Annotated in this window: 23 protein-coding genes and 1 tRNA gene; 18 read left to right on the forward strand and 6 right to left on the reverse strand. The window is 70.9% G+C overall.

What is annotated here, in order from left to right; genetic code table 11:
- Positions 1 to 8 precede the first annotated feature (8 nt).
- Complete coding sequence (locus DMA15_RS24905; RefSeq protein WP_125514986.1) at positions 9 to 1,412, forward strand: dipeptidase; 1,404 nt, start codon at positions 9 to 11, stop codon at positions 1,410 to 1,412.
- 78 nt (positions 1,413 to 1,490) lie between these two features.
- The gene (nudC, locus tag DMA15_RS24910) at positions 1,491 to 2,438 is read left to right on the forward strand and encodes an NAD(+) diphosphatase (RefSeq protein WP_206302833.1); all 948 of its coding nucleotides are present in this window, start codon (positions 1,491 to 1,493) and stop codon (positions 2,436 to 2,438) included.
- Positions 2,439 to 2,550: 112 nt separating this feature from the next.
- Here the strand turns inward: nudC and DMA15_RS24915 are convergent, their stop codons facing one another.
- Complete coding sequence (locus DMA15_RS24915; protein WP_125514988.1) at positions 2,551 to 2,793, reverse strand: mycoredoxin; 243 nt, start codon at positions 2,791 to 2,793, stop codon at positions 2,551 to 2,553.
- Positions 2,794 to 2,860: 67 nt separating this feature from the next.
- Here DMA15_RS24915 and DMA15_RS24920 point away from each other — a divergent pair, with 67 nt between their 5' ends.
- From DMA15_RS24920 to DMA15_RS24940, 5 genes are all read left to right on the forward strand, one after another.
- On the forward strand, positions 2,861 to 5,152 hold the full coding sequence (locus DMA15_RS24920) for an ATP-dependent DNA helicase UvrD2 (RefSeq protein ID WP_276314397.1): 2,292 nt from the start codon (positions 2,861 to 2,863) through the stop codon (positions 5,150 to 5,152).
- A gap of 163 nt (positions 5,153 to 5,315) precedes the next feature.
- On the forward strand, positions 5,316 to 5,657 hold the full coding sequence (locus DMA15_RS24925; RefSeq protein WP_125514990.1) for a hypothetical protein: 342 nt from the start codon (positions 5,316 to 5,318) through the stop codon (positions 5,655 to 5,657).
- 169 nt (positions 5,658 to 5,826) lie between these two features.
- Positions 5,827 to 6,195, forward strand: a complete 369-nt coding sequence (locus tag DMA15_RS24930; RefSeq protein WP_030780998.1) for a WhiB family transcriptional regulator — start codon at positions 5,827 to 5,829, stop codon at positions 6,193 to 6,195.
- Positions 6,192 to 6,515, forward strand: coding sequence for a hypothetical protein (locus DMA15_RS24935; RefSeq protein ID WP_125514991.1), 324 nt, complete (start codon positions 6,192 to 6,194; stop codon positions 6,513 to 6,515). The genes DMA15_RS24930 and DMA15_RS24935 overlap by 4 nt, the downstream gene beginning before the upstream one ends.
- A 102-nt stretch (positions 6,516 to 6,617) precedes the next feature.
- Complete coding sequence (locus tag DMA15_RS24940) at positions 6,618 to 6,809, forward strand: hypothetical protein (RefSeq protein ID WP_125514992.1); 192 nt, start codon at positions 6,618 to 6,620, stop codon at positions 6,807 to 6,809.
- Positions 6,810 to 7,117: 308 nt separating this feature from the next.
- Here DMA15_RS24940 and DMA15_RS24945 read toward each other — a convergent pair whose 3' ends face one another.
- A complete protein-coding gene (locus tag DMA15_RS24945) occupies positions 7,118 to 8,482 on the reverse strand; it encodes an AarF/ABC1/UbiB kinase family protein (RefSeq protein WP_125514993.1) in 1,365 nt (454 codons plus the stop codon).
- Positions 8,483 to 8,523: 41 nt separating this feature from the next.
- The gene (locus DMA15_RS24950) at positions 8,524 to 9,711 is read right to left on the reverse strand and encodes a ThiF family adenylyltransferase (protein ID WP_125514994.1); all 1,188 of its coding nucleotides are present in this window, start codon (positions 9,709 to 9,711) and stop codon (positions 8,524 to 8,526) included.
- Between the two features lie 279 nt (positions 9,712 to 9,990).
- Between DMA15_RS24950 and DMA15_RS24955 the strand changes: the two genes are divergently transcribed.
- The 4 genes from DMA15_RS24955 (at position 9,991) to DMA15_RS24970 (ending at position 13,860) form a co-directional block, all read left to right on the forward strand.
- Positions 9,991 to 10,614 (forward strand): M48 family metallopeptidase, encoded by a 624-nt coding sequence (locus DMA15_RS24955; RefSeq protein ID WP_125514995.1) that lies wholly within the window; start codon positions 9,991 to 9,993, stop codon positions 10,612 to 10,614.
- A 117-nt stretch (positions 10,615 to 10,731) separates the two neighbouring features.
- Complete coding sequence (locus DMA15_RS24960) at positions 10,732 to 12,396, forward strand: TerD family protein (protein WP_125514996.1); 1,665 nt, start codon at positions 10,732 to 10,734, stop codon at positions 12,394 to 12,396.
- Between the two features lie 11 nt (positions 12,397 to 12,407).
- A complete protein-coding gene (locus tag DMA15_RS24965; protein WP_125514997.1) occupies positions 12,408 to 13,088 on the forward strand; it encodes an AIM24 family protein in 681 nt (226 codons plus the stop codon).
- 16 nt (positions 13,089 to 13,104) lie between these two features.
- Positions 13,105 to 13,860 carry an AIM24 family protein gene (locus tag DMA15_RS24970; RefSeq protein ID WP_125514998.1) on the forward strand — a complete coding sequence of 252 codons (756 nt, stop codon included), beginning with the start codon at positions 13,105 to 13,107 and terminating at the stop codon, positions 13,858 to 13,860.
- Between the two features lie 97 nt (positions 13,861 to 13,957).
- Here DMA15_RS24970 and DMA15_RS24975 read toward each other — a convergent pair whose 3' ends face one another.
- Complete coding sequence (locus tag DMA15_RS24975; RefSeq protein WP_125514999.1) at positions 13,958 to 14,491, reverse strand: NUDIX hydrolase; 534 nt, start codon at positions 14,489 to 14,491, stop codon at positions 13,958 to 13,960.
- Positions 14,488 to 15,963, reverse strand: coding sequence for a zinc-dependent metalloprotease (locus DMA15_RS24980; protein WP_125515000.1), 1,476 nt, complete (start codon positions 15,961 to 15,963; stop codon positions 14,488 to 14,490). Before DMA15_RS24980 ends, DMA15_RS24975 begins: the two co-directional genes overlap by 4 nt.
- A 190-nt stretch (positions 15,964 to 16,153) precedes the next feature.
- Here DMA15_RS24980 and DMA15_RS24985 point away from each other — a divergent pair, with 190 nt between their 5' ends.
- The 4 genes from DMA15_RS24985 to DMA15_RS24995 all read left to right on the forward strand — a co-directional run bounded on the left by DMA15_RS24985 (position 16,154) and on the right by DMA15_RS24995 (position 19,461).
- Positions 16,154 to 17,266, forward strand: a complete 1,113-nt coding sequence (locus DMA15_RS24985) for an SDR family oxidoreductase (protein WP_125515001.1) — start codon at positions 16,154 to 16,156, stop codon at positions 17,264 to 17,266.
- A gap of 197 nt (positions 17,267 to 17,463) precedes the next feature.
- A complete protein-coding gene (locus DMA15_RS24990; RefSeq protein ID WP_125515002.1) occupies positions 17,464 to 17,928 on the forward strand; it encodes a molybdenum cofactor biosynthesis protein MoaE in 465 nt (154 codons plus the stop codon).
- 139 nt (positions 17,929 to 18,067) lie between these two features.
- Positions 18,068 to 18,238, forward strand: coding sequence for a hypothetical protein (locus tag DMA15_RS36770; protein ID WP_164551821.1), 171 nt, complete (start codon positions 18,068 to 18,070; stop codon positions 18,236 to 18,238).
- A gap of 131 nt (positions 18,239 to 18,369) precedes the next feature.
- Positions 18,370 to 19,461: a PDZ domain-containing protein gene (locus tag DMA15_RS24995; protein WP_125515003.1), complete on the forward strand. Its 1,092-nt coding sequence runs from the start codon at positions 18,370 to 18,372 to the stop codon at positions 19,459 to 19,461.
- A gap of 104 nt (positions 19,462 to 19,565) precedes the next feature.
- Here DMA15_RS24995 and DMA15_RS25000 read toward each other — a convergent pair whose 3' ends face one another.
- Positions 19,566 to 20,105 (reverse strand): PPA1309 family protein, encoded by a 540-nt coding sequence (locus tag DMA15_RS25000; RefSeq protein ID WP_125515004.1) that lies wholly within the window; start codon positions 20,103 to 20,105, stop codon positions 19,566 to 19,568.
- A gap of 148 nt (positions 20,106 to 20,253) precedes the next feature.
- On the opposite strand from DMA15_RS25000, the gene DMA15_RS25005 reads away from it, so the two are divergent.
- The 3 genes from DMA15_RS25005 (at position 20,254) to DMA15_RS25015 (ending at position 25,432) form a co-directional block, all read left to right on the forward strand.
- Complete coding sequence (locus DMA15_RS25005; RefSeq protein WP_125517994.1) at positions 20,254 to 23,247, forward strand: UPF0182 family protein; 2,994 nt, start codon at positions 20,254 to 20,256, stop codon at positions 23,245 to 23,247.
- A gap of 50 nt (positions 23,248 to 23,297) precedes the next feature.
- Positions 23,298 to 23,371, forward strand: a tRNA-Met gene (locus DMA15_RS25010).
- A gap of 219 nt (positions 23,372 to 23,590) precedes the next feature.
- Positions 23,591 to 25,432 (forward strand): tetratricopeptide repeat protein, encoded by a 1,842-nt coding sequence (locus tag DMA15_RS25015; protein ID WP_125515005.1) that lies wholly within the window; start codon positions 23,591 to 23,593, stop codon positions 25,430 to 25,432.
- Positions 25,433 to 25,488 lie beyond the last annotated feature (56 nt).

The following is a 25,488-nucleotide window of genomic DNA, read 5'->3' on the forward strand; positions in this document are numbered from 1 at the left end:
TCGTGACCATGAGCGAGACACCGGACAGCGCCGTCCGCACGTACATCGAGAACCACCGCGCCGCCTTCCTCGAGGACCTCGCGGAGTGGCTGCGCATCCCGTCCGTGTCGGCCCAGCCCGACCACGACGAGGACGTGCGACGCAGCGCCGAATGGCTCGCCGGCCGACTCAAGGAGACCGGCTTCCCGACCGCCGAGGTCTGGCAGACCCCGGGAGCGCCCGCCGTCTTCGCCGAGTGGCCCTCGGACGACCCGCACGCCCCCACCGTCCTCGTCTACGGCCACCACGACGTCCAGCCGGCGGCCCGCGAGGACGGCTGGCACACCGACCCCTTCGAGCCCGTCATCGACGGAAACCGCCTCTACGCGCGCGGGGCCGCCGACGACAAGGGCCAGGTGTTCTTCCACACCCTCGGCGTCCGGGCCCACCTCGCCGCCACCGGCCGCACCGCCCCGGCCGTGAACCTGAAGCTGCTCGTCGAGGGCGAGGAGGAGTCCGGCTCCCCGCACTTCCGTGAGCTGATCGAGGCCCACAAGGACCGCATCGCCGCCGACGCGGTGATCGTCTCCGACACCGGCATGTGGTCGCAGGACACCCCGACCATCTGCACCGGAATGCGGGGCCTCGCCGAGTGCGAGATCGTGCTGCACGGTCCCGACCAGGACATCCACTCCGGCTCCTTCGGCGGCGCGGTCCCGAACCCCGCCACGGAGGTCGCCCGCCTGGTCGCCGCCCTCCACGACGAGCACGCGCGCGTGGCGATCCCCGGCTTCTACGACGGCATCACGGAACTCACCGACACCGAGCGCGCACTCCTCGCCGAGCTGCCCTTCGACGAGGCGAGCTGGCTGCGGACCGCCAAGTCGCACGCCACCCAAGGAGAAGCCGGGTACTCCACCCTGGAGCGTGTCTGGGCCCGCCCCACCGCCGAGGTCAACGGCATCGGCGGCGGCTATCGAGGAGCGGGCAGCAAGACGATCATCCCGTCGTCCGCCCTGGTGAAGCTCTCCTTCCGACTGGTCGCGGGCCAGGACCTGGACCACGTCGAGCAGGCCGTGCGCGCCTGGGCCGCCGACACCGTCCCCGCCGGCATCCGCCACACCGTCACCTTCAGCCCCGGCACCCGCCCGTGCCTGACGCCGCTGGACCACCCCGCCCTGCAGTCCGTGGCCCGCGCCATGGGCCGAGCCTTCGAGCAGCCGATCCGCTTCACGCGCGAGGGCGGCTCGGGACCGGCCGCCGACCTCCAGGACGTACTCGCCGCCCCCGTGCTCTTCCTCGGCATCTCCATCCCGTCCGACGGCTGGCACGCGCCGAACGAGAAGGTCGAGATCGACCTGCTCCTCAAGGGCGTGGAGGCGACCGCATACCTGTGGGGCGACCTCGCGGAGAACTGGCGCGATGACCACTGACCGTCCCCGCCCCGCCGCGCACGTCCTGCCGCACGCCCTGCTGAGCCACCCATTCCATCGGGGGAGTTGGAAGCACCTGTGACCACCTGGACCGACAGCACCGCAGACCGACCCATCTCGCTGACCGCGCCGAGCGGTATCGACCGCGCGGCCCACCACCGCATGGACGAGGCGTGGCTCGCCGCCGCCTGGAGCCACCCCACGACCCGGGTCTTCGTGGTGTCCGGCGGCCAAGTGCTCATCGACGAGACCCCCGAGGGCCGCACCGAACTGGTCATGACCCCGGCCTTCGACGCGCCCCTCACCGAGGAACACCGCTACTTCCTCGGCACGGACGACGACGGCGTCAGCTACTTCGCGCTCCAGAAGGACACCCTGCCGGGCCGCATGGACCAGTCGGCGCGCCCCGCCGGACTGCGCGAGGCGGGACTGCTGCTCTCACCCCGGGACACCGGTCTGATGGTGCACGCCGTCGCCCTGGAGAACTGGCAGCGCCTGCACCGCTTCTGCTCGCGCTGCGGCGAGCGCACGGTCATCGCCGCCGCGGGCCACATCCGCCGCTGCCAGGCATGCGGCGCCGAGCACTACCCGCGCACCGACCCGGCCGTGATCATGGCGGTCAGGGACAGCGAGGACCGCATCCTCCTCGGCCGCCAGGTGCACTGGCCCGAGGGGCGCTTCTCGACCCTCGCGGGCTTCGTCGAGCCGGGGGAGTCCATCGAGCAGTCCGTGCGGCGCGAGGTCTTCGAGGAGGCGGGCGTCACGGTCGGCGACGTCGAGTACGTCGCGAGCCAGCCCTGGCCGTTCCCCTCCAGCCTCATGCTGGGCTTCATGGCCGACGCGACCTCCTCGGAGATCAACGTCGACGGTGAGGAGATCCACGAGGCCCGCTGGTTCTCCCGGGAAGACCTGCGGGCCGCGTTCGAGTCCGGGGAGGTCCTGCCTCCCTACGGCATCTCGATCGCGGCCCGCTTGATCGAACTCTGGTACGGCAAGCCCCTGCCGAAGCCGGGAAGCCTCGGCTGATCCCCCGGCGCCGGGGGATCAACCGCGCTCATGGAAGAGCAGACACGCTCTCGGAGGAGCAGAACCGCTCACGGAGGAGCAGATCCGCTCGCCGAGGTTCAGGTGCGCTCGCTCACACGCCCAGCTTCTGCTTGACCTGCGCCAGCGAGGGGTTCGTGAGCGTCGAACCGTCCGGGAAGAGAACGGTGGGAACCGTCTGGTTTCCGCCGTTCGCCTTCTCGACGAAGGCCGCCGAGTCCGGGTCCTGCTCGATGTTGATCTCCTCGTACGCGATGCCCTCACGGTCCATCTGACCCTTGAGGCGGCGGCAGTAGCCGCACCACGTGGTGCTGTACATCGTCACAGTGCCCGGCATGTGTGTCGTGCTCCTTCGTAGCTCGGGTGCGTCTCGCACTGAAACGAACGTACGTGACCCGGCGACCATTCCCGCATTAGTACGACCGCAGCCCCACGCCTGTGGACAACCGGCTCACCCGCCCCCGGCGACCTGGCAGCATGGCAGGGTGACATCAGCAACGCACTCCACCCTCTTCCCGCAGGTCCCGGACTCTGCCGATGCGGTGCTCGCCGGGCTCGACCCCGAGCAGCGCGAGGTGGCCACCGCCCTGCACGGGCCGGTGTGCGTCCTCGCGGGCGCCGGCACCGGCAAGACCCGAGCGATCACCCACCGGATCGCCTACGGGGTGCGCGCGGGAATCCTCCAGCCCGCCAGCGTGCTGGCCGTCACCTTCACCAACCGCGCCGCGGGCGAGATGCGCGGCCGCCTCCGCCAGCTCGGCGCCTCCGGCGTCCAGGCCCGCACCTTCCACTCCGCGGCCCTGCGCCAGCTCCAGTTCTTCTGGCCGAAAGCAGTCGGCGGATCCCTCCCGAGAATCGTCGACCGCAAGATCAAACTCGTCGCGGACGCGGCCGCCGCCTGCCGCATCCGCCTCGACCGCAACGAACTGCGCGACCTCACCAGCGAAATCGAATGGTCCAAGGTCACCCAGACCGTCCCCGCGGACTACGCCGCGGCCGCGGCCAAATCCGGCCGCGACGTCCCCCGCGACCCCGCCGAGATCGCCCAGCTCTACGCGGCATACGAAGACCTCAAGCGCGACCGCGCCGTCATCGACTTCGAAGACGTCCTGCTCCTCGCCGTCGGCATCCTCCAGGACCGGCACGACATCGCCGAACAGGTCCGCGCCCAGTACCAACACTTCGTGGTCGACGAGTACCAGGACGTGAGCCCCCTCCAGCAACGCCTCCTGGAACTCTGGCTCGGTGATCGCGACAGCCTCTGCGTCGTCGGCGACGCCAGCCAGACCATCTACTCCTTCACCGGCGCGACCCCCGACCACCTGCTGAACTTCCGCACCCGCCACCCCGGGGCCACCGTCGTCAAACTCGTCCGCGACTACCGCTCCACCCCCCAGGTCGTCCACCTCGCCAACGGCCTGCTCTCCCAGGCCCGCGGCCGCGCCGCCGACCACCGGCTGGAACTGATCTCCCAGCGCGAGCCCGGCACCGACCCCCTCTACACCGAGTACGCGGACGAGCCCGCCGAAGCCGAAGGCGCCGCCCGCCGCATCCGCGCCCTCCTCGCCGACGGCATCCCCGCCAGCGAAATCGCGGTCCTCTTCCGCACGAACTCCCAGTCCGAGATCTACGAACAAGCCCTCGCCGACGCCGGTATCCCCTACCAGCTGCGCGGCGCCGAGCGGTTCTTCGAGCGCACCGAAGTCCGCGAAGCGGGCGCCGCCCTGCGCGGGGCGGCCCGCTTCGGAGGCAACGACGCCCTCCTTGACGACGTCGTCGACCTGCCCTCCCAGGTCCGCGCCGTGCTCTCCACCAAAGGCTGGACGACCCAGCCCCCCGCCGGCTCCGGCGCGGCCCGCGACCGCTGGGAATCCCTCGCCGCGCTGGTGCGCCTCGCCGAAGACTTCGCCCGCGCCACACCACAGGCCACCCTGGCCGACCTCGTGGCCGAACTCGACGAGCGGGCCAACGCCCAGCACGCCCCCACCGTCGAAGGCGTCACCCTGGCCTCCCTCCACGCGGCCAAGGGACTGGAATGGGACGCGGTGTTCCTCGTCGGCCTCGCCGAGGGCATGATGCCGATCACCTACGCCAAGACCGACGAACAGATCGAGGAAGAGCGCCGTCTCCTCTATGTAGGGGTGACCCGCGCCCGTGTCCACCTCTCGCTCTCCTGGGCCCTGTCCCGCTCACCGGGCGGACGGCCCAACCGCCGCCCCAGCCGCTTCCTCGACGGGCTGCGCCCCGGCTCCGGAGCAGGCACGGCGGGCCGCGCCGCGGGCGGCGGCCCCGGCGGCATCGAACGCGGCAGCGCCACGGGAGGCACGGTCACCGCGGTCGGCAGCCGCCGCCGCACGAGCCGCGCCCCGGCCCGCTGCCGGGTCTGCGGCCGGACCCTCACCGACGCGGGCGAGATGAAACTCATGCGGTGCGAGGACTGCCCGTCCGACATGGACGAAGGACTCTATGAACGGTTGCGGGAGTGGCGCTCCACCCAGGCGAAAGAGCTGGGACAGCCCGCCTACTGCGTCTTCACCGACAAGACCTTGATCGCCATCGCGGAGGCCGTGCCCGACGACGAGGGCGAACTGGCACGGATCCCAGGCGTCGGCGTCCGCAAGTTCCACCGCTTCGGCGCCGAGGTCCTTGCCATCTGTGCAGGTCAGGAGCTTGTAAGGGGCGCCGACGGAGAATGATTCAAACTCGTCGAAAAAATAGTTTGCGCATGCGCAAGGAAGACCCATAGGTTCTTAGCACGGGAACGGCGGCTTCTCCGAAGCCCTGGTCCCGTGCTGTACTTGTCAGTCCGCAGGATCGGTTCCGGTCGATCCCCTAGACGCCGAGAGGAGGCGAATTCCAGTGATCAGCATCAACGAGAGCTTCATCAGCACCGCCAAAATGACCGATCGCTCGGTCGTCGCTTCCTGCCTGCTCGGCTTCTCGAACCAGGGCACCGGTCTGTCCGGCGGCATCCCCGCCATGCGTCCGCTGCCCTCCGCCCTGCCTCTCGCCGGTCTCGCCATTCGTGAGGCCAATGAGGGCAATGAGCGACCGACCGAGGCACCGGAAGCAGCAGTAGCGGAGGCGCAGGCCCAGGCCTATGCCTTTGCGGCGGCCGGTGCCGGATTCCGGAAGCAGACGACGCAGCACCACACGATGTGGGCCTTCCGTGGGCTCGAACCCTGGAGTGATCCAGTCTGATCCTCGATCAGACAGGCGCCTTCAGGGCCGCGGAACCCCACCCGGGATCCGCGGCCCTTCTGTTTTCCCCAAAACAGGGAGACAGAGCGAAGGGGCCAAGAGCAAGACCCGGTACCAGCCGCCAACCGGCCGACCCAGGCCGGCACGACCAGACGAGGAAAACACCACCGTGCAACTCGAAACGCACGCCCCGTCCGTACCGCCTTCACAGGTGATCTCCCCGCCCACTCCCACGGAGGACCCGACCTTGACCCCCCTGACCGCGCTCACCGCGCTCGACGACGCCATCGAGAACCTCGGCGTACCCGTCCCCTGCCGTGCCTACGACCCCGAGGTCTTCTTCGCCGAGTCCCCGGCCGACGTCGAGTACGCCAAGTCCCTCTGCCGCACCTGCCCGCTGATGGAGGCCTGCCTCGCCGGCGCCAAGGAGCGGCGTGAGCCGTGGGGCGTCTGGGGCGGCGAACTGTTCGTCCAGGGCGTGGTGGTCGCCCGCAAGCGGCCCCGTGGCCGCCCGCGCAAGAACCCGGTCGTCGCATGAGCACCGCCGGAACAATCGATCGCCCCCTGACGCACGACCCCAAGAAACAGGCCCCGATGAAGGCAGCCACCCGCGAGCCCGCAGGCTCCGCGACCCGAGACTTCACCACCACCGGCGCGCACGCCTCGCGCCAGAACAGGACCCGAGAGATGCAACTCATCCCAGAAGCCATGGCTCGTGCGCATATGCACGAACGCCTGCGTGAAGCCGAGGCGCAACGCCCGGCCGAGCGCCTCATGGCGGCCCGCCGCATGCAGCGCCGCGCGGAGCGCGCCTCGCTGCGTGCCCGGCGCGCGCTTGCCATAGCGCTCATGCAGTAAGAGCCAGTGACCCAACGCCAGCGGGGGGCCGGTCCGAACGGACCGGCCCCCCGTGGTGCGTTGTGCTCAGCGATCCTTCCGGCGCGGCGATAGGGTCGCCGGGTGGACCAGCAGAATCCTCAGCCCACGGGCGCGGAGAACCGCGTGTGCTCCCGCTGCGGCACGGTCGCCGAGGGCACACCACCGACCTGGACCTGCTCCGTGGAGAACGGCACCCGCCACTACTACTGCGAGTCCTGCGCGCGAGAGAACATCAGAGCCATCGAGGGCCGCCTCGACTCCGACTGGTGGTAACCCGTCCAGGGGCCCCGCCCGTCTCTCTCCCTCGGCCCCCGCTCCCGGGCCACCCGAGCCAGATGAGCTTCCTGTGATGTGGCTGTGGAAGCTCGGTGCACTGGCAGGCAGAACGAAACCGTATCTGCCCGGGTTAACGGCGTGACGGATCGCCGACCTCCACCCGGGCGAGGACGAGACGATCGTCGAGCTGGAGATGATCGTCGGCTTCGCCCCAAGTCGAGCCGTCACTGGAGAGGGCGCTGCGGTTGCAGCACCCAGCCAGGACACAGGGCCCCGCCCCCCTCTACCGCACCCCACCCCCCAGCTCAGGCCTCCGCTGCCGCGTCGGTTTCTGGGGTCTCTTCCGGCTCCATGACGAAGCCGGGCAGCCACTCCTCCAGTTCGGTCCGCATGCGGACCGTCGCGTTCAGTTGGCAGAGCACTCCGATCGTGCTCAGCGTCACGCGGTGTATCAGCAGATACGCCGGTGGGAGGTTCAGCCGCTTGCCCAGTTGGTAGGCGGGGGAGCGGGGGTCGGCCACGCGCGCTGCCTGGCCGCGCATCCAGCCGCGGGTGAACGTGAACTCGTCCACCAGCATCGGCTCGATGATCGGCAGGAGATAGTCGAGCACCGCGTCCGGTTCCAGCTCGACGCTCTCCTTGACGAAGCCCTCCTCGCGCAACATGTCGTAGACCGCGTCGGCCTCGCCGTCCAGCGTCATCCGCAGGGATTCGCCGATGGTCGGGGGCAGGCCGCCCGGCAGCCGGTCCACCGTGCCGAAGTCCAGGACGCCGAGCCGCCAGCCGTCCTTGTCGTCGGGCAGCAGACGGAAGTTGCCCGGGTGGGGGTCGGCGTGCAGCAGTCCCGTGCGTGCCGGGCCTGAGAAGAGGAAACGGGCCAGCAGCTGGCCCGCCCGGTCGCGCTGCTCCTGCGTGCCGTCCGCGATCACCTCCGACAGGGGTATCCCGTCGATCCACTCGGTGACCAGGACCTGCTCGCCCTGATGCACCACTTCGGGCACCACCACGTCGGGGTCGTCGGCGAACTCCTGCGCGTGCGCCTGCTGCGCCTGCGCCTCCAAGCCGTAGTCCAGCTCTTCCGAGACCCGGTCGCGCAGCTCGGTGATGAGCGGCTTGATGTCCATTCCGGGAATCAGCGGCCCCAGAAGGCGGGCGAACCGGCTGAGTTGGTTCAGGTCGGAGAGCAGTGCCTCGCCCGCTCCCGGGTACTGCACCTTGACCGCGACCGCGCGGCCGTCCTCCCAGATCGCCCGGTGCACCTGGCCGATCGACGCGGCGGCCGCCGGCTTGTCGTCGAACTCCAAAAACCGCTCGCGCCAGTCCTCGCCGAGCCGCTCCGCGAGCACGGAGTGCACCGTGCTCGTCGGCATCGGTGGCGCCGCCTCCTGGAGCTTCGTCAGCGCCGCGCGATAGGGCCCGGCGACCTCCTCCGGCAGCGCCGACTCGAAGACGGACATGGCCTGCCCGAACTTCATGGCGCCGCCCTTGAGTTCGCCAAGGACCTTGAACAGTTGCTCCGCCGTGCGCTGTTGCAGCTCGCGCCCGACGATCTCCGCCGACTTGCCCCCGATCCGCTTGCCGAGCCCCCAGGTCGCGCGTCCCGCGAAGCCGAGTGGCAGCGCGGCCAATTTGGCGGTTCGGGTGACCGCCTTCCGGGGAAGATCAGACATGCGCCCCTCCAAGTCCCAGACAGCCACGCCTCTCAGGCGGGTTACCCGGCCATTGTTGCGTGCTGCCCCATGTCCGTGGTGAGGCGAGCCCCCTTAACGGGCCTGCCCGCCCCGCAAGGACATGCGGGATGCGCCCAAACCGGGCGCGCGTGCCAGTCGAATCCGGGGACGGACGCCTCCCAGCGAGCCCCGGCACAGGCCGAGGAAGCACCGTCGAGGAAGGCCAGCGCATGGCCCGCGACCAGTCCGGCCACCGAGGTCGAAAGGGCCAGATCACACGAGGGCACGTGCCGCGCACGCCCCGAGCGCCACTGGGCCAGCATGCGGGCCCACGTGGGGTCGCGGTCGGCGCGCTGCCGGAAGAAGCAGCCCGCGCAGGCGGTCGATCCGGGCAGGACCAAGGGGCCCACCACGCCTGTGCCTTCGATCACCCCGGCGTAGAGGTGTGGTGTGCCCGCGGTGAGGAGGGCCTCGGCGGCGGCCGGATCGGGGGCGTACGCATCCAGGCCGTCCCGTGGGGCGATGATCACGAGGGAGAGGCCTGCTTCCCCCTCCTGTGCCGAGGGTGGCCGGGGAGGGTCGGCTGGGAGTGCGGGTGGCTCGGGTGGTGTGGGGTGGTTCGGGCGGGGTGGCCGGTCGGGTGCCGCCTGGCGTACGACCCGTCGCGCGGTCGTGTCCCTGCGCTGCCCGATCGCCTCGGCGGGCAGTCCGCCCGGCGCGACGTCCCACGGCTCCACATGCCCGCCGTCCAGCACCTCGACGCGGCCCACGCCCGCGCCCGCGAGGACCGATGCCACGACCGCGCCGACTCGACCCGCCCCCTGGACGCGGACCCGCATGGCCCGGCGCGCCGCCAGCTTCTCGATCGCCTCGCCCGGCTCGGACGCGAGGAGCGACAGCGAGGCCAGGTCGGCCCGCAACCGGTCCATGGGGCCGCTCCGCTTGCGCAGGGCGTCGGCCGCGGGGCCGCCACCCGTCGAGTCGTCGAGCAGGCCGGCCCGCGACAGCTCTCCCATCAACGCGTCCACGTGCCCGTCGGGCAGGCCCATCCGCTTGGCTTCCTCACGCAGGAGCGGCAGTCCGCGAGTGCCGTCAAGGAGGGTCAGGAAGCTGCTGGTCGCGGTGTCCATCGGGCCGAGGACCAGGGCGTGCGCCGGGGCCACCCCGAATTGCACGGTGCTCAGGTCCCGCCAGCCGCGCCGCAGCGCGGGCTTCAGTGTCGGATGCATGGTCGTCCCCCGTCGTCCGGTCGGCGCGGTTCCGTCCGCCGCGTCGATCGAATGTCAGGATGCCCCGGCTCGACGGATGGGTGCGGCGCGTTATCCACAGGCGGGGGGTGATTGTCGTATTAATGGGTCGTGCGGTCGGCCCCCATGGGCTCCATGGGCGCGTCGTCGGTCGCACGGGTCGCGCTGCCGGTCGTACTAGTCAAACGTCCGGCGAGTGGATCGGCGCCGAACCGTCCCGGAGGCGGGACTTCCCCCATGCCCAGCGGGTAACGTCGGGGCGTGCCCGCCGACCCGTCCCCTCGCGTCGCTGGGGAGACCTCAGCGCGTCGCGCCGGAACTCCACAGCGCAGCACGGCCAGTCCGCCGCCATCCGGCGCGGGGGCCAGCGCGGTCGAGGTCAGACGCAGTGCCCGCCGCCGCAGAACGGTCTCGGCCTACCGCGAGGGCGATCGCACCGTCGTCCTCATCCCCGCCCGGATGTCCGAGGCGGAGGAGCAGCGCTGGGTCAACGTGATGCTCGACAAGCTCGCCGCGCAGGAGAGCAAGCGGCTTCTCGGCGACGCGGAGCTGTCCGAACGCGCCGAGCAGCTGTCCGAGCAGTACTTCGACGGCCGAGCCAGGCCCGCCTCCGTTCGCTGGGTCACGAACCAGAACACCCGCTGGGGTTCCTGCACCCCTTCGGAGGGCAGCATCCGCCTCTCGCACCGGTTGCAGGGCATGCCCGAGTACGTCGTGGACTACGTCCTCGTCCATGAGCTGGCCCACCTTCTCGTCCCCGGTCACGGGCCGCGTTTCTGGCGCCTTCTGGAGGCCTATCCGCGCACCGAGCGGGCCAGGGGGTACCTCGAAGGGGTGGTGGCGGCCGGTCGGCTGCCCCATCTGCCGGCCGCCCGCGAGGAGTGAACGTCCGCCGGATCCCACGGTTGTGTAGCGGGTCTGTACCGGCTTCGTTCACTGTCGGACTTTGCGGTTAGCCTGGCGCGACGCATTCACATTCGGGATGGGGGACGGTCGTTACGTATGGCCAGGGAATTCCAACGCGGCCACAAGGCCAAGATCAGTGACCTCACCGCGGGCACCGATCTGTACGTAGGCGTGCAGATCTCGGCTCCCGGGCTGACCTTCGACATCAGCTGCTTCGGCCTCGACGCGAGCGAGCGACTGTCGGACGACCGTTACTTCATCTTCTTCAACCAGCCGAAGTCGCCGGAGGAGTCGATCCAGCTCCTCGGCGCGCAGGCGGGCGACACCGAGTCCTTCCGTGTCACGCTCGACCGCATCCCGCAGCAGATCCAGCGGCTGTCGTTCACCGCGACGATCGACGGTGCCGGGCAGATGTCGCAGGTCGCCTCCGGGTACATCCGCGTCGTCGCGGGCGGCGAGGAAGTGGCCCGCTACGCCTTCAGCGGCGCGGAGTTCTCCACGGAGCGCGCCGTCATGCTGGGCGACTTCTACCTGAAGGACGTGTGGCGGTTCGCCGCGATCGGCCAGGGCTTCGACGGCGGGCTCGACGCCCTCCTGAAGAACTTCGGCGGCGAGGTCGCCGAGGAGGAGCCCGCCCCCGCACAGCCACAGGCCGCCGTGCCCTCCTTCGCGCCGCCCGCGCAGGCCTCGGCCCCGCCCGCGTTCGGCGCCCCCGCCGCCGCGCCCGCACCCGCACCCGCGCCCGTACCCGCCCCCGCGCAGAACTTCGCGCCCCCCTCCCCGGCCCCCGCGCAGAACTTCCCGCCGCCCCCGGGCGCCACCCCGCCGCCCGCACCCGCCGACCCGGCCGTCTACGCCGCGCAGACCATCGTCGCGCCCGTGAACCAGCCGCCGTACGGCCAGCAGCCGCAGCCGCCGCAGTACGGGCAGGTGCCGGGCCAGCAGCATGCCCCCGGCCAGAGCGCGCCCCCGCCGCCGGGCTACGGACAGCCGCCGCAGGCCCCGATGCCTCCCGGCTACGGTCAGCAGCCCCCCAGTGGGCAGTTCCCCGGTCAGCCCCAGGCGCCGCACGGAGCCCCGCAAGGCGCCGCTCCCCAGGGCGCCGGTGTCGCCGCCGCTCTCCAGAAGTACCGCGAAGCGCCTACCGGCCAGCGCTGGACGCAGCAGAACGAGAAGCTGATCCGCGTCGACCTCGGCGTCGCCGACCAGCCGATCCTCGCCCGCCAGGGCAGCATGGTGCTCTACCAGGGCAAGGTCGAATTCGGCTACAAGGGCGCGGGCTTCGCCGGCCGCGTCGTCGGCAACGCCACCGGCCAGGAGATGCAGCTGATGCGCTGCTCCGGCCGCGGCCAGGTCTTCCTCGCCGAAGAGGGCACCCACCTGCACCCCATCGAACTCCAGGGCGACGCGATCTGCGTCTCCGCGGAGAACGTCCTCGCCTTCGACGAGACCCTCCAGCACGAGGTGCGCAGGATCGAGGGCCACGGGATCCCCGGCGGCGCGCTGTTCGTCATGCAGTTCCAGGGCACCGGCACGGTCATCGTGAAGACCCACGGCGTGCCCGTCGTCCTGCCCGTCACGCCGACGACGTTCGCCGACTGCCACGCCGTCGTCGCCTGGTCGGCCGCCGCCCAGGCGATCGTTTCCAGCCAGGTACGGATGCGCAGCAACGCCTACGCGGGCTCCACGGGAGAGAGCGTGAACCTCCAGTTCCGTGGCGCGCCCGGCAATTTCATCGTCGTCCAGCCGTACGAGGTCTGAGGGAGCCCGTCATGAATCAGCAGCTCGCGGGCTACGCCCCCGCACCCGTCGCCGCCCGCATGGAGAACCACGGCCACCACATGGTCAAGGTGGCCATGCAGACCGGCAACGACCTCCTCGCGCGCGTGGGCTCGATGGTCGCCTACGAAGGGTTCGTGCAGTACGAGCCGAATCCGCCCGCCGTGCGCCAGGTCGCACGCGAGTGGATGACCGGCGAGGGCGCGCCCTTGATGAAGTGCTCCGGAGACGGCCTGCTCTACCTCGCCGACTACGGAGCGGACGTCGTCGTCATCAACCTGGCGGGCGACTCCCTCTCGGTGAACGGCACCAACCTCCTCGCCTTCGACGCGTCCCTCCAGTGGGGCGTCGAGCGGGTCAAGGGCCTCGCCAAGTTCGCCGGACAGGGCCTGTGGAACATCAAGATCTCCGGTCAGGGCTGGGTCGCGCTGACCTCACGCGGCACCCCGATCGTCGTCGACTGCGGTCGCGGCGAGGACGAGACGTACGTCGACCCGGACGCCCTGATCGCCTGGTCGCCGAACCTGAAGGTGAAGGGCAAGCGCAGCTTCAAGGCCGGCTCCCTCATCGGGCGCGGCAGCGGAGAGGCCTACCAGATGGGCTTCTCCGGAGAGGGCATCGTCGTCGTACAGCCCAGTGAGGACAGCACCGACCGTCTCCGAGCACGGGGCTGAGGGGGAGCAACACACCATGCAGAGCCCACTTTTCGCGCACGCCGAGCAGCAGACCCAGGAGCGCTACTCTGTCCAGAACCCGCAGCTGCTGCGGGTCGCCCTGGAGGGGCACGACGACGTCCTGGCCCGCAAGGGCGCCATGGTCGCCTACCAGGGGCTGATCGAGTTCGACGCCGAGTACCAGAGCCAGGGCAACCAGCGTGCCCGCGCGCACACCGGTGAGGGTCTGGACCTGATGCGCTGCCATGGGCAGGGCACCGTCTACCTCGCCAACCTCGCCCAGTACATCCACGTGGTGGACGTCGACCAGGACGGTCTGACCGTGGACAGCAGCTATGTCCTCGCGATGGACTCCTCGCTGACCCACCAGGTCATCGCCGTGGACAGCCAGTACGGCATCTCCGGCTCCGGCAAGTACCAGCTCAACATCTCCGGGCGCGGCAAGGTCGCCCTGATGACGTCCGGCCAGCCGCTGATGCTCCAGGTCACGCCCGACCGGTACGTCAACGCGGACGCGGACGCCATCGTCGCCTGGTCCAACGGCCTGCGCGTGCAGATGCAGGCCCAGACCCACTCCTCGGGCGTCTGGCGGCGCCGCGGCAACACCGGCGAGGGCTGGGAGCTGAGCTTCATGGGGCAGGGGTACGCGCTCGTCCAGCCCAGCGAGATGCTGCCGCCGCAGAACGCGGTGGTCGGGCGGGGCGCCCAGGCGCAGTTCGGGGTGGGCCAGCAAGGTGCCCGGGGGCAGAACCAGGGGAACGTCTGGAGCTGAGCCCCGCGGGGGTACAGGAGCGCGGGGAACCGCGGGCCGGCGGTGGCTGGTCGCGCAGTTCCCCGCGCCCCTTCGGGGCGCGTCCCCACAAGGCGCTCTACAGGCGTGCCCTCGTCGCCTCCACCAGGCGTACGACCGACTCGTCGGCCACGTCCGCCACCTCGTCGTAGGCGAACCAGCGCAGGTCCAGGGACTCGTCACTGATCGCCTCGACCGCGTCGGACGGGGCGAGTGCCGCGTACTGCACGTCGAGGTGCCGCGTGCACGGGCCGGGGATCGGGTGGCGGTCCAGGCGCACGGGGCCACCCGGAAGCAGCGTCAGGCCCGGCACGCCGGACTCCTCGGTGGCCTCGCGCAGCGCGGCCGCGGCCAGCGACGTGTCGCCCGGCTCGCAGTGGCCGCCCATCTGGAGCCACATCCGCAGCTTCCGGTGCAGGGTCAGCAGTACCCGCCCGCGGGACGGGTCGACGACCAGGGCGCTCGCCGTCACGTGGCCCGCGGTGCACGCCTTCCACATGCCGGCCTCGCCGTGCGCCGACAGGTGGTCCAGATAGGCCTGGCGCAGCTCGGCCTGGTCGTCCTGGCCCTCGTACTCCTTCAGTACGAGGACCGCGTCGTCATGGAGGCTCACTTACCGCCGTCCTCCGGGGACTCGTCGTCGCCCTTGTCGTCCTTCTTGAGGTCCGGCTTCGCCGAGGAGCCGCCACCCGCCGCCTCGCCGAGCATCTTGTCCAGCTCGGAGAAGTCCATCTGCTCGCGGTGGACGAAGCCGTCCGGGTCGTCGAGGTCCGAGGCCGTCGGCAGCATGTCCGGGTGCTCCCACAGGCCGTCGCGGCCGTCGACACCGCGCGCGTCCGTGAGCGAGGCCCACAGGCGCGAGGCGTCCCGCAGCCTGCGCGGGCGCAGCTCCAGGCCGATCAGCGTCGCGAACGTCTGCTCCGCGGGGCCGCCGGTCGCACGGCGGCGGCGCAGCGTCTCCCGGAGGGCGTCGGCGGACGACAGGCGGGGCTTGGCCGCGGCGTGCACCACGGCGTCCACCCAGCCCTCGACGAGCGCGAGAGCCGTCTCCAGGCGGGCCAGAGCGGCCTTCTGGGCCGGGGTGTCCTCCGGCTGGAACATGCCCTGCTGAAGTGCTTCCTGGAGCTGCTCGGGGTTCTGCGGGTCGAGCTGGCCGACGACATCCTCCAGCTTGGCCGTGTCGACCTTGATCCCGCGCGCGTACCCCTCGACGGCGCCGAACAGGTGCGAGCGCAGCCACGGCACGTGGGCGAAGAGGCGCTGGTGGGCGGCCTCGCGCAGCGCCAGGTACAGCCGCACCTCGTCCTTGTCGACGCCCAGGTCCTTGCCGAAGTGCTCGATGTTCACCGGGAGCAGCGCGGCCTTCCCGGAGGGGCCGAGCGGCAGACCGATGTCCGTGGAGCCGACGACCTCACCGGCCAGCACGCCGACGGCCTGGCCGATCTGCTGGCCGAACATGGCGCCGCCCATGGAGCGCATCATGCCGATCAGCGGGCCCGCCATGGCCTGCATCTCCTCGGGGAGCACATCGCCCATGGCGAGGCCCACGCGCTCGGCGACCGGGTCGACCAGCTCCTTCCACACCGGCAGGGTCGCCTCGACCCACTCGGCGCGGCTCCACGCCACGGCCGTGCCGGACCCGGACGGCAGCGACGTCGCGTCGTCCAGCCACAGGTCGGCGAGGCGCACGGCCTCCTCGACCGCCGAGCGCTCGGCGGGGCCGACGCTGGCGTCCTTGGTGCCGTCCGCCGTGCCCTGGGAGACGGTCTGGCGGGCGATGTCCTTGGCCATGTCCCAGTTCACCGGGCCGCCCTCGTACGAGAGCATCTGGCCCAGCTGCTGGAAGGCGGCCCCCAGGTCGTTCGGGTTCATGGAACCGAACATCGCGGCGAACGGGTTGTCCCCGCCTGCGGGGCCGCCCGCCCCGGGGAACCCCCCGAAACCGAACGGGTTCGCGGGGCCACCGGCGCCCTGCCCGCCCTGTCCCCCGCTCTGTCCCTCTCCAGGGGATCCCTTCTTCTTGCCCTCGTCGCCGTCTTCCGGCTCCTCCGGCGGAAGGCCGAATCCGAATGGGGTGTCACTCACGGGATTCCTCGGCTCGTCAGGCCGCCGGTATCGTCCGGCGGCGGCTGCCCTACAACACCACCCAGCGTAGACACCGTGACGGGTTCGGGCCTCGGTGCTCCGCCGACTCGCGGCCTGCGGCAGGATGGATGCCACCTGGTCCGTACGCGTCATTCGCGTACGTACTGAAGACAACCGCTGGAGACGCCCGGTGAGTTCCCCAGATCCACAGGTTCGCGCAGCGCGAAACCCGTCAACCCCGGTGCCCGGCCGCGGGCCCGTAGTCGCCGTTACCGGCGCCGCCTCCGGAGTGGGCGCGCTGCTGACCGAGCGCCTTGCCGCCTCGGAGGAGATCAAGCAGGTCATCGCCATCGACGAGCGCCGGGGCGAGTGCGCCCAGGTGCAGTGGCACATCCTGGACGTACGGGACCCGGCGATCGCCGAGAAGCTGCGCGGCGCGGACGTCGTGGTGCACCTGGCGCTCGATCTCGATTTGGAGACCGACGGCGCCGCCCGCACCGCCTACAACGTGCGCGGCACCCAGACCGTGCTGACCGCTGCCGCGGCCGCGGGTGTCCACCGCGTCGTGCTCTGCACCTCGGCGATGGTCTACGGAGCGCTGCCCGAGAACGAACTGCCCCTCTCCGAAGACGCCGAATTGCGCGCGACCGCCGAGGCCACCGGCGTCGGCGACCTCCTGGAGGTCGAACGGCTCGCCCGCAGGGCGCCCCGCGCCCACCCCGGCCTCAACGTCACCGTCGTACGGCCCGCGACCCTCGTGGGCGGCACGGACACGGCCCTCACCCGCTACTTCGAGTCGCCCCGCCTGCTGGTCGTGGCGGGCTCCCGGCCCGCCTGGCAGTTCTGCCACATCGAGGACCTGTGCAGCGCCCTGGAGTACGCCGTCCTGGAGAAGGTCGACGGGGAGCTGGCCGTCGGCTGCGACGGCTGGCTCGAGCAGGAGGAGGTCGAGGAGCTCAGCGGGATCCGCCGCATGGAGCTGCCCTCGGCGGTCGCGCTCGGCGCGGCGGCCCGGCTGCACCGCATCGGCCTCACCCCGTCCCCGGCCGGCGACCTCGCGTACACGATGTACCCCTGGGTGGTCAGCGTGAGCAGGCTGCACGACGCCGGGTGGCGGCCGCGGTGGACCAACGAGGAGGTCCTCGCGGAGCTGCTCGAGGAGGTCTCCGGGCGGCGGACCGTGGCCGGACGGCGGCTCGGCCGCAAGGACGCGACGGCGGCGGGTGCCGCGGGCGCGACGGTCGCCCTGCTCGGCGCGGCGGCCGTGGTGCGCAGGGCGCGCAAGGCGCGGCGGCGGATCTGAGGTTCCGGACGGCGGACGGCGGCCGACTGAGCCGGTGGGGGGCGACTCGCCGGGCGGGCCAGACGGCGGCCGACTGAGCCGGTGGGGGCGACTCGCCGGGACCGGCCGGCCCCTGTAGGGAACTCCAACGCGCCACGCGCGCGTGCCGGGCGAAAGGTCTATTCCGTGATGTCCGTGCCGTGCGGCACCATGGCCGCATGGCACGCACCACGATGGACCACCCCGGCGAGCAGGCCGCTCAGGACCCGATCCGCCTCCTCGCGATCCGCGACACCCCGCTCTCCCTGGACGAGGTCTTCCGGGCCGTCGGCGACGACGCGGCGGGCGGCACGGCGCTCTTCGTGGGGACCGTGCGCAACCACGACGGCGGCGCCGACGTCGACGAGCTGGGCTATTCGACGCACCCCACCGCCGAGGCCGAGATGCGCCGGGTGGCCGAGAAGGTCGTCGCCGCGTTCCCGGTGCGCGCCCTGGCCGCCGTGCACCGCGTCGGAGACCTCGCGGTCGGCGACCTGGCGGTGGTGGTGGCCGTCTCCTGCCCGCACCGCGCCGAGGCCTTCGACGCCTGCCGCAAGCTCATCGACGACCTCAAGCACGAGGTGCCGATCTGGAAGCACCAGCGGTTCTCCGACGGCAAGGAGGAATGGGTGGGCGCCTGTTGAGCCAGGGGCGGCTCTTGGGGCTCGATTGACCCATGCGGCTCCGGTTGCGTAACCCGACCCCTGGCGTGAGCGTTGACATTGCGGATGGTTAATCTGCTGATCAGTCAGTTGCGGTCGCTCATGGGGTCGGGAGGTCGACATGGCATCACTTGCCTGGTTGCTGATTCCATTTCTGGCGGCCGTCGGTGCGGGTCTGTGGGGCAGCTGGGCCGCCCGCAACCGCAAATCGGGCCGCACCGGTGATCACACGGAACTGAACGGCTACGCGGCCTTCCGCGAGGCGATGGAGAAGTCCCGCTCAGGCACCTGAGGCGGCCCTACTCCGGCACGTGAGGCAGCCCCGCTCCGGCACCTGACGCGGCCCCGGAGCCACCGTGGCGGCGCCCCCGTACGGACCGGCCCCACAGGTGCGCCCACAGGCCCGTCCCGTACTGTCGTTCCATGCCACGCCGCACTGCGACGATGCTCGCCTCCACCCTGATGCTGATCGCGCTGCTCTGCGCCGGAGTGCTCATCAAAGTGCCCTACTCGGAGATGTCCCCGGGCCCCACGGTGAACACCCTCGGCGACCACGACGGCGAGCCGGTACTGCAGATCTCCGGGCACAAGACGTACCCCACGACCGGCAACCTCAACATGACGACGGTCAGGGTCACCAGCGCCGACTACAACATGAACCTCGCGGAGGCCGTCTACGGCTGGCTGGCCCACGACAACATCGTGGTGCCGCACGACACGCTCTACCCGGACGGCAAGACCGAGCAGCAGTCCACCCAGGAGAACGCCGAGGAGTTCAGCCAGTCCCAGGAGAGCGCCAAGGTCGCGGCGCTGCGGGAGCTGAAACTCCCCGTGGAGTCCCAGGTCATCGTCTCCACCGTCATCAAGGGCGACCCGGCCGAGGGCAAGCTGCACGCGGGCGACGTCATCAAGAAGGTCGACGGCACGCCGGTCAAGGAGATGACGGACGTCGCCAAGCTCGTCACCGAGCACAAGCCCGGCGAGCGCGTCACCTTCACGGTCGTCCCGGTCAAGGAGGCGGCCGCCGCCGAGAAGTCGGGCAAGGAGCCGACCAGGACCGAGGAGATCACGATCACCACGAAGAAGGCGGACGACGACGCCGACCGTGCGATCGTCGGCATCCAGGCGGGCACCGACCACACCTTCCCGTTCACGATCGACATCAAGCTGGCCGACGTGGGCGGCCCCAGCGCGGGGCTGATGTTCGCGCTCGGCATCGTCGACAAACTGACCCCGGACGATCTCACCGGCGGCGAGTTCGTGGCCGGCACCGGCACCATCGACGACAAGGGCAAGGTCGGCCCGATCGGCGGCATCGAGATGAAGACGGTCGGCGCGCGCGAGAAGGGCGCCGAGTACTTCCTGACGCCGAAGGCCAACTGCGCGGCGGCCGCGAGCGACGTCCCCGACGGCCTCACCCTGGTCAAGGTGGACACCATCGACGACGCCGTGAAGTCCCTGAAGAAGATCCGCGAGGGCGACACCGACTCCCTGCCGAGCTGCACCGCGAAGTAACGGCTCACTCCGGAGAGGGCCGGTAGGCCGTACGGGGGCGGGGCGGCCACCTGCGCCCCACCCGCGTACGAGCCGTAGAACTCTTGTGCGGGCAGCGGGGGGAGCTACGCGAACGTCGCCGCGAGCGCGTCCGCCAGGCCCGGCACCAGGTCGGAGCCCGTGAGGACCTCGGTCGGCGAGTCCTTCTCGCGCAGCCGCAGCGCCGACTCGCGCGCGCCGTCACGCAGCACCGCCACCGTCATCCGGACCTCCTGGCGGTCCGGGTGCTTCGCCACCCACTGGGCGAGCTGGGCCTCGCTCAGGCCCTCGGGGACGGACGTCTCGGCGGACGGCGGCAGCATCTGGCGCTCCACCGTGAGGGCGCAGCCCGTCACCGCGTCCGGCCAGGCGATGGTGCCGAGGAACTCGTCCAGCGGCTTGTCGGCGGGAATCTCCTCCTGCTCGATGGGGGTCAGGCCGGCGTGTTCCACGCCGTCGTCGAGGCCGAGCTGGGAGGCGAGGCCGGGTTCTTGGGTGCGCAGCCGGGCCGTGTCGACCAGCGCGAAGAGGCGGGCGGGCCGGTCCCAGCCGAGGCCGGATACGTACTCGTCGATTTCGAGCACGGCCCGAGTGAGGGGGCTCGCTGCCATGGGAGTGTTGGACATGGTCACAATCCTGCCTCGTTAGTCCCGAGAAACGGGAACCGAGTAAAGCGTAGGTAAGTTGCATAGGTGTGGGTCCGCGATCTCGGGGGCCTGACGGACCAACAGCGAATCAACAGCGAACTTCGAGGTGCGCACCTTGGCTTTCCAGATGCCGGACCGCGGCGGAGGCCCGACGGGGCCACGGATCAGAGTGGGCCGACCCTCCCGTCGCGTCCGGACCCTGCTCATGACACTGGGCGTGCTGGCCGTGCTGGCCATGGCCTTCGTCATGTTCTCCGGGTTCTGGACGGACTGGTTGTGGTACCGCTCGGTCAATTACTCATCGGTCTTCACGACGACCCTGTGGACCAAGATCGGCTTGTTCTTCTTCTTCGGCCTCCTCATGGCGGCCGCGGTGGGTGTGAACATCTGGCTGGCGCACCGGCTGCGCCCGCCGCTGAGCGCCATGTCGATGGAGCAGCAGAGCCTCGACCGGTACCGCATGGGCATCGCCCCGTACAAGAAGTGGCTGCTCATCGGGATCACCGCCCTGGTGGGCCTGATCGCGGGCGCGTCCGCGGCGGGGCAGTGGCGCACGTGGCTGCTGTGGGTGAACGGCGTGCCCTTCGGCCAGAAGGACCCGCAGTTCCACATGGACGTGGCGTTCTTCGCGTTCGACCTGCCCTGGTACCGCTTCCTGCTGGGCTTCGGCTTCGCGGCCACGGTGCTCTCCCTGGTCGCCGCCGCCCTGACGCACTACCTGTACGGCGGGCTGCGCATCACCAGCCCGGGGGCGCGCGCGACCGCCGCGGCGACCGGCCACCTGTCGGTGCTGCTCGGCGTCTTCGTCTCGCTCAAGGCCATCGCCTACTGGCTCGACCGGTACGGCCTCGCGGTGAAGTCCAGTGACTTCAAGGCGACGGGCAACTGGACGGGCCTGAGGTACGTCGACGCCAACGCCTACCTGCCGGCGAAGACGATCCTGTTCTGCATCGCCGTCATCTGCGCCGTGCTCTTCTTCGCGACGCTGTGGCGGCGCACCTGGCAGCTGCCGGTGATCGGCTTCGGTCTGATGGTGCTCTCGGCGATCCTCATCGGCGGGCTCTACCCCGCGATCGTCCAGAAGTTCCAGGTCCAGCCGAACGAGCAGGCCAAGGAAGCGCCGTACATCGAGAAGAACATCAAGGCCACCCGCGACGCCTATGGCATCAGCGGGGTGAAGCCCGAGGACTTCAAGGGCGCGGGCAAGGTCGACGAGGACCGCCGGAAGAAGCGCGAGGACGCGAACACGGCGGCCAACTACCGGCTGAACGACCCGAACATCGTCTCGCCCACCTTCCAGCAGCTGGAGCAGGAGCGCAGCTACTACCAGTTCCCGCGGACGCTGGACGTGGACCGCTACAACGGCCAGGACACCATCGTCGGCCTGCGCGAGCTGAACGTGAACAAGCTCGACAAGCGGAACTGGATCAACGACCACTTCGCCTACACGCACGGCTACGGAGTCGTCGCCGCGAAGGGCACGGAGACCAAGGAAGGCTCCAAGGGCGCCCCGGCGTTCACCGAGTCCGGCCTGCCCACCACCGGTGAGATGCAGGAGTACGAGCAGCGGATCTACTACGGCGAGAAGACCAGCCAGTACTCGATCGTGGGCGGGCCCCAGAAGGAGCTCGACTACGAAGAGGACGGCGGCGGCCAGAAGACCTACAGCTACAAGGGCGACAGCGGGGTCAACCTCTCCAACCCGATCAACCGCGCCGCGTACGCGGTGTCCTTCGGGGAGCCGCAGATCCTGTACTCCGGGGCGATCGGCGAGGGCTCGCGGATCCTCTACAACCGCACCCCCAAGGAGCGCGTCGAGGCGGTTGCCCCCTGGCTGACGATCGACGGTGACGTCTACCCGACGGTGGTCGACGGCCGCATCCAGTGGGTGGTCGACGCCTACACGACCACCAACGGCTATCCGTACGCGTCGCGGACCACGCTCGGTGACACCACGGCGGACTCCTTGTCGGAGGCGGACAGCCAGCGCACGGTGATCGCCCAGCAGAACCAGGTCAACTACATCCGGAACTCGGTGAAGGCGACCGTCGACGCGTACACCGGCGACGTCAAGCTCTACACCTGGGACGAGAAGGACCCGGTCCTGAAGACCTGGAAGAAGGCGTTCCCGGGCACCGTCAAGGACAAGAGCGAGATCCCCTCGGCGCTCAACGACCACCTGCGCTACCCGCAGGACATGTTCAAGGTGCAGCGTGAGCTGCTGACGCTGTACCACGTCACGGACCCGGGCCAGTTCTACAACGCGAGTGATGCCTGGCAGGTGCCGAACGACCCGACGAAGAAGGACGACAGCGCGGTACCGCCGTACTACCTGTCCCTGAAGGCGCCGGGCCAGAGCCAGCAGCAGTTCGCGCTGACGACGACGTTCACCCCGAGTGAGCGGCCCAACCTACGGGCCTTCATGACGGTCGACGCCGACGCCAGAAGCAAGAACTACGGCCAGATGAAGCTGCTGAGAGTGACGGGCGACGTCGACGGCCCTGAACAGGTGCAGAACAAGCTGAACTCCATGAAGGAGGTCGGTACGTTCGTCCGCGACATGAAGGGCGCCGACTCCGACGTCCTCTACGGCAATCTGCTGACCGTGCCGCTGGACGACGGCTTCCTCTACGTCGAGCCCGTCTATGTGCAGGGCCGCAAGTCGGCGTACCCCCTCTTGAAGAAGGTGGCCGTGTCGTACGGCACGGAGACCGTCTTCGCCGACTCCCTGAGCGACGGACTCGACCAGGTCTTCGGCGCCGGCGGAGGCACCAAGCCGCCGAGCGAGGATCAGGACGGGGACGAGCCGACCAAGCCGCCCAAGACGAACGACCCGACGGTCCAGGCCGCGCTCGACGACGCCCAGAAGGCGTTCGAGGACGGCGAGAAGGCCATGAAGGAAGGCGACTGGAAGAAGTACGGCGAGGCGCAGGCGCGGCTCCAGGAGGCACTGGAGCGGGCCGAGGAGGCATCGTCCAAGGCGGCGGAGAAGGACACCGCGGGCTCGGACAAGAACGCCGACAAGGGCGCTGACAAGGGCGCCGACAAGAACGCCCGCGAGGACGCCGACAAGAACGCCGACAAGGACACCGAGAAGGACGCTGACAAGAGCGCTGAATAGCGGCTGGTCAGAGAGCCCCCTCGCGCCGTGGTACGGTTTGAACACAACGGCGCGGGGTGGAGCAGCTCGGTAGCTCGCTGGGCTCATAACCCAGAGGTCGCAGGTTCAAATCCTGTCCCCGCTACTGCAAGGTGAAGGCCCGGATCCTTATGGATCCGGGCCTTCGTCGTGTGCGGGAGGCCTATGCCAACTCGTGCGCGACGTCGTGCGAACGGCGCGCTGTAGGGGGAGAGTTGGGGGATATGTGTTTCACTTATCTCTCTGTGGGCATGTCGACAAAACGCCGAAGTGACTTCACTGGCTGCGGTACACCAGGTGTACCCAGGTTGCGGGTGGTGCGACGATGGACGTTATGGGGGACAAGGCAACTCTGTTGGATACAGGGCGGTTTGTGCAGGCGGCCGACCGGGAGGACCCCGGGACGGCCGCCGACGAGATGCGTTATCGACTGGCCGCCGAGGCCGGCGACGTCGACGCGATGAGCGTCCTGGGAAGCCTGCTGCTGCGCCGCGGTGACCTCGACGGGGCCGAGTCCCTGCTGCGCGCGGCGACCGCCGAGGGCGACCGCGCCGCCGCCAACAACCTCGGAGTCCTCCTCCACCAGCGCGGCTACGCGGACGAGGCGGCCGGCTGGTGGCGGGTGGCCGCCGTCGCCGGTTCCGCCGCGGCGGCGCACGCGCTCGGCCGCCACCACCGCGAGCGCGGCGACGAGCCCGCCGCCGAGTACTGGCTGCGGCAGTCCGCCGAGCAGGGCCACACCCTGGGGGCGTACGCGCTCGCGGACCTCCTGGAGCACCGCGGGGACGTCGGCGCCGAGCGCTGGATGCGGGTCGCCGCCGAGCGAGGACACCGCGAGGCCGCGTACCGCCTGGCCCGCGCGCTCGACCGGCGGGCCGCCGAGGAGCGCGGTGAGCCCATCGAGCGCGGTGAGAGCCCCGTGCGCGCCGACCGCGCCGGGTGCGAGGGCGTACACACCCCGGCCGGTGAGGCCGAGCAGTGGTACCGCCAGGCCGCCGCGCGCGGGCACCGCAGGGCCGCGCTGCACCTCGGCGCGATCCTGGAGCACCGCGGCGAGCTGAAGGAGGCGGGCCGCTGGTACCTCAACTCCGCCAAGGACGGCGAGTCCAGGGCGGCCTGCGCGCTCGGCTTCCTGCTGCGCGACGCGGGCGACGAGGAGAGCGCCGCCGTGTGGTGGCTCAAGGCCGCCCAGGACGGCGACGGCAACGCGGCGAACGCGCTCGGCGCGCTGCACGCCGAGCGGGGCGAGACCCAGACCGCCGAGCGCTGGTACCGCGCGGCCATGGACGCGGGCGACGTGAACGGCGCGTACAACCTCGGGCTGCTCTGCGCCGAGCAGGGCAGGACCGCGCAGGCCGACCAGTGGTACCGCCGCGCCGCGTACGCCGGACACCGCGAGGCCGCCAACGCGCTCGCCGTGCTGCTGCTCCAGGGCGGCGACGCGGCCGGTGCCGAGCCGTGGTTCTCCAAGGCCGCGGAGGCGGGCAGCGTCGACGCGGCGTTCAACCTCGGGATCCTGTACGCGAGCCGGGGCGAGGAGGCGTCCGCCCTGCGCTGGTACGAGCGCGCGGCCGCCGCCGGGCACACCGACGCGGCCCTCCAGGTCGGCACCGCGCGGCTGCGCGAGGGCGACGACCGGGAGGCCGAGCGGCATCTGCGGTGCGCGGCCGGAGGCGGCAGCGCGGAGGCGGCGTACCGGCTCGGCACGCTGCTCGACGCGCGCCGCACCTCGGCGGGCACGCCCGCGCTCGGCGAGCCCGCGGCGGAGAAGACCGAGTGCGAGGAGTGGTACGAGCGCGCCGCCGAGCAGGGCCACCGGCGCGCCCAGGTCCGGGTCGGCATGCTGGCCGCGGCGCGGGGAGACGTCGTCGAGGCCGCCCGGTGGTACCGGACGGCCGCCGAGGCGGGCAGCCGCAACGGCGCGTTCAACCTGGGGCTGCTGCTCGCCCGCGAGGGAAGCGAGCCCGAGGCCGCGCTCTGGTGGACGCGCGCCGCCGACGCGGGGCACGGCCGGGCGGCGCTGCGGCTCGCCCTCCTCTATGCCCGGCGCGGCCAGCTCGCACAGGGGCAGCGGTGGGCGACGCGGGCGGTCGAGCTGGGCCCCGCGGAGGTCTCCGAGCGGGCCGGACGGCTCCGCGAGGCGCTGCGGCAGGAGCTTTCCGCGTAGCGGGAACGCCTGCCGCGGAACGGATTTGCGCTGGTCGTAGCCCTGACGTACTGTTG

Origin of the sequence: Streptomyces sp. WAC 01529 (genome assembly GCF_003945545.1) — a bacterium.
Classification (GTDB): domain Bacteria; phylum Actinomycetota; class Actinomycetes; order Streptomycetales; family Streptomycetaceae; genus Streptomyces; species Streptomyces anatolicus.

Coding starts and splice junctions, on each gene's coding strand:
- DMA15_RS24965 (WP_125514997.1), top strand. CDS start 12,408: ATGAATCAGCAGCTCGCGGGCTACGCCCCCGCACCCGTCGCCGCCCGC.
- DMA15_RS24905 (WP_125514986.1), top strand. CDS start 9: ATGAGCGAGACACCGGACAGCGCCGTCCGCACGTACATCGAGAACCAC.
- DMA15_RS24915 (WP_125514988.1), bottom strand. CDS start 2,793: ATGCCGGGCACTGTGACGATGTACAGCACCACGTGGTGCGGCTACTGC.
- DMA15_RS24960 (WP_125514996.1), top strand. CDS start 10,732: ATGGCCAGGGAATTCCAACGCGGCCACAAGGCCAAGATCAGTGACCTC.
- DMA15_RS24970 (WP_125514998.1), top strand. CDS start 13,105: ATGCAGAGCCCACTTTTCGCGCACGCCGAGCAGCAGACCCAGGAGCGC.
- DMA15_RS25005 (WP_125517994.1), top strand. CDS start 20,254: ATGCCGGACCGCGGCGGAGGCCCGACGGGGCCACGGATCAGAGTGGGC.
- DMA15_RS25000 (WP_125515004.1), bottom strand. CDS start 20,105: ATGTCCAACACTCCCATGGCAGCGAGCCCCCTCACTCGGGCCGTGCTC.
- DMA15_RS24935 (WP_125514991.1), top strand. CDS start 6,192: ATGAGCACCGCCGGAACAATCGATCGCCCCCTGACGCACGACCCCAAG.
- DMA15_RS36770 (WP_164551821.1), top strand. CDS start 18,068: ATGGCATCACTTGCCTGGTTGCTGATTCCATTTCTGGCGGCCGTCGGT.
- DMA15_RS25015 (WP_125515005.1), top strand. CDS start 23,591: ATGGACGTTATGGGGGACAAGGCAACTCTGTTGGATACAGGGCGGTTT.
- DMA15_RS24950 (WP_125514994.1), bottom strand. CDS start 9,711: ATGCATCCGACACTGAAGCCCGCGCTGCGGCGCGGCTGGCGGGACCTG.
- DMA15_RS24945 (WP_125514993.1), bottom strand. CDS start 8,482: ATGTCTGATCTTCCCCGGAAGGCGGTCACCCGAACCGCCAAATTGGCC.
- DMA15_RS24995 (WP_125515003.1), top strand. CDS start 18,370: ATGCCACGCCGCACTGCGACGATGCTCGCCTCCACCCTGATGCTGATC.
- DMA15_RS24990 (WP_125515002.1), top strand. CDS start 17,464: ATGGCACGCACCACGATGGACCACCCCGGCGAGCAGGCCGCTCAGGAC.